The organism is Clostridia bacterium (genome assembly GCA_014360065.1).
GTDB lineage: Bacteria > Bacillota > DSM-521 > Neomoorellales > JACIYF01 > JACIYF01.
This window is the reverse complement of record JACIYF010000201.1, coordinates 1-2832: the sequence shown is the minus strand read 5'-3', so window position 1 is coordinate 2832 and position 2832 is coordinate 1. Positions and strand designations below refer to the sequence as shown.

The following is a 2832-nucleotide window of genomic DNA, read 5'->3' as shown; positions in this document are numbered from 1 at the left end:
TTGAACGGCTCAAGCAGATTTCGGTGTTGCGGCGGCTGGGGGTACCGGTTGCTGAGATCAAGGAAGCTTTACGGGGCACTGGGCAGCTAGCTCAGATATTGAAACAGCATTTGGCCCGGCTCGAGGGCGAGATTGAGGAGAAGGAAAAGTCCAGGCGGGCAATTAAGAGCTGTTTAGAGGACTTGGCGAGGGAAGTGAGTCCCAAGGAAGTAATCAGGCGGCTGGACAGTTTTTGGCGGTCACTGGAGCTTGACGCCAAGGGGCGGGAGGGATACATGAGAAGGGAATTGGAACGGATCTTTCCTGGTCCCTTTGGTAAATTGATGGGCATAACTTACGGCTATTTTCTGGATGAACCGCTAGATACGCCTGAGAAGGAGCAGGCCTGGATATCGTTGGTGGCGGCCTTGGATGCTGCGGAGGAGATCCAGTACCCGGAGCGGCTGGTAGAGGCACTGAAGGCATCGCCGCTGGATTTGGCCAACCTGGAGGCGGAGGTAGGCCGAAAGTGGGAGCGCCTGATGTCCATGTCGGAGAAGGATAAGCAAGTACTTCGGGATAACCCGCCGGAACCACCCAGCGATCCCAAGGAAAAAGAGATCGAAGAAGCGCTGCTGGAATTTTTGCCTAGCATAACCACCGTGTTTTCCCAGATAGTTCCCCACCTGATGGTTTTGAGCCCTCGCTTTCGCCAGGCTATCGGCAACATGCTGGAAGCGGCCGGGTTTCCCAACCTACCGGTGACTTGAGGCCGGATGACAGCCTTCCCGGGCCAAAAAAATCTTTTCCCGCCAGAATCTGGCGGACTTTTCTTTCCTTCAACCTGCGCTTACGGCCGAAGTGCCGCATGCGGCCAGACCGTACAGCTGGGCAATGAAAAAGCCCAGTAGGGGATGTCGGGGCAATGGTGCGGAAGTGACAGTACGCCGAGCACTCAAGGCCGTGTCACCTGGGCTAAGAGGGGAAGCCGCTGGCGGAGGCGACATTATGAAGAAGCCTGAGCCCTAGTTGGTAGCGAGCAGACGTCCTGGTGTAGGGTCCCGCCAGAAACCGATTTTTTGGGGGAGGACAGACTGTTGTTCAACATAATCATTTTAGGGTTAGTTAGCCTGCTCACCGATGTATCCACGGAAATGGTTTACCCTTTAATTCCTATCTACTTAACCGCTCAGCTAGGGGCGACCCCGGCCATCGTGGGCATTATCGAGGGCATTGCTGAAAGTTTGGCCAGCCTGCTCAAGGTTTTCTCCGGCTATTGGTCGGATTTGGCAGGGAGGCGCAAGCCCTTGGCCATTGCCGGCTACTCTTTTTCCACTATAGGCAAGGTGTTGCTCTACTTCTCTGGCTCCTGGCCCATGGTGCTCTGGGGGCGGATAGCTGACCGTTTCGGCAAAGGTATTCGTACCGCGCCCCGGGATGCGCTGATTGCCGAGTCGGGAGACTCCCAAAGTTATGGTCGCTCCTTTGGTTTGCACCGGGCCATGGATACCCTAGGGGCGGCCATTGGGGTGGTTTTGGCCTACTATTTCTTGGTGCATTACCAGGGGGACTACCGGCGGGTGTTCTTGTACGCGTTGGTCCCGGCCGCCCTGGGGGTGATCACCTTGTTTTTTGCCCGGGAAAGGCGTCCTCTAACCAAGCTTGTCGCTGGTGGCAATGCTGCCGCTGCAGTCAAGGCAGCTCGCTCCCGGCCTAATCTCAACTGGCGGGCCCTTGACCCCAGGCTCAAGGCCTTCCTGGTTGTGGTCTTTATCTTTACCCTGGGCAACTCTTCCAACCAATTCCTATTGCTGCGGGCCAAGACCTTGAATTTTTCCGATGTTGATGTGATCTTACTTTATCTCACTTACAACTTGGTCTATAGCCTCGCTTCTTATCCGGCTGGGCGACTGTCGGACCGGATCGGTCGCCGGGCCGTGTTGGTGACCGGGTTTGTTTTCTATGGTCTGGTATATCTAGGATTCGCCATAACCCACCAACCGATGATGATGTGGGTCTTATTTTCCGCGTATGGCCTGTATTCCGCCTTTACCGAAGGAGTAGAAAAGGCGCTGGTAGCCGATATTGCTCCTGAAGAACAGCGGGCTACTTTGATTGGACTCCACGCTACTTTGGTAGGAATCGGGTTGTTGCCGGCCTCCATGTTGGCTGGCTTGCTCTGGGATCTCCTGGGGGCAGCGGCGCCGTTCTATTTTGGAAGCATCATGGGCCTGGTGGCGGCGGCGGGCATGTGGATAGTCCTAGCAGTTAAGCCTAAATCCCAGGGAGCTCAATAACTGCCGTACCCGCTCTCCTATCTCATCCCGCACCCGACGAAAACTGTCCATCACCTCTTTTTGGCTGCCAGTAGCCCGGGCAGGATCGGGCAAGGGCCAGTGCAGGCGGCGGATGGAAGGTGGGGTGACCGGGCACCTCTCCTCGGCATCGCCGCACAAGGTTACTACTACATCCATCTGGGAAAGCAATTGAGGATCAATGGCCTTGGAGGTCTGTTGGCTGATATCGATTCCCACCTCGGCCATAGCTGCGACTGCCCTCGGGTTCAACCCGGCTGGCTCCAGCCCGGCGCTATAGACCTCTATGGGCTGGGAGGTGGAGCTGGTACCCTGGAGTTCTCGGGCCAGGTGGCGAGCCCACCCTTCCGCCATTTGGCTACGACAGGAATTTCCGGTACAGAGAAACATGATGCGCATAGTCTTGTCGACCTCACTTGCCTACAGCTTTAGTCTGGCCTGACAGTCCCGGCGCGGGCTTACTATTTGCTAGCCAGGAGAGATTCGCAATTTGGGGCGGCAAATCCTCTCGAAGGAAGACGGATGTTGAGTTAAATTT

The 2832-nt window shown here is 56.1% G+C and carries 3 protein-coding genes; 2 read left to right on the top strand and 1 reads right to left on the bottom strand.

From position 1 onward, the window contains the following. Both H5U02_14955 and H5U02_14950 read left to right on the top strand, forming a co-directional pair. Positions 1 to 749: MerR family DNA-binding protein (locus H5U02_14955; GenBank protein ID MBC7343719.1), on the top strand; the 749-nt coding region annotated here is incomplete at its 5' end. Positions 750 to 1076: 327 nt separating this feature from the next. After that, positions 1077 to 2276 (top strand): MFS transporter, encoded by a 1200-nt coding sequence (locus tag H5U02_14950; protein MBC7343718.1) that lies wholly within the window; start codon positions 1077 to 1079, stop codon positions 2274 to 2276. Here the strand turns inward: H5U02_14950 and arsC are convergent. Continuing rightward, complete coding sequence (arsC, locus tag H5U02_14945; GenBank protein MBC7343717.1) at positions 2241 to 2693, bottom strand: arsenate reductase (thioredoxin); 453 nt, start codon at positions 2691 to 2693, stop codon at positions 2241 to 2243. The two genes, H5U02_14950 and arsC, sit on opposite strands and share 36 nt — an antisense overlap. Positions 2694 to 2832 lie beyond the last annotated feature (139 nt).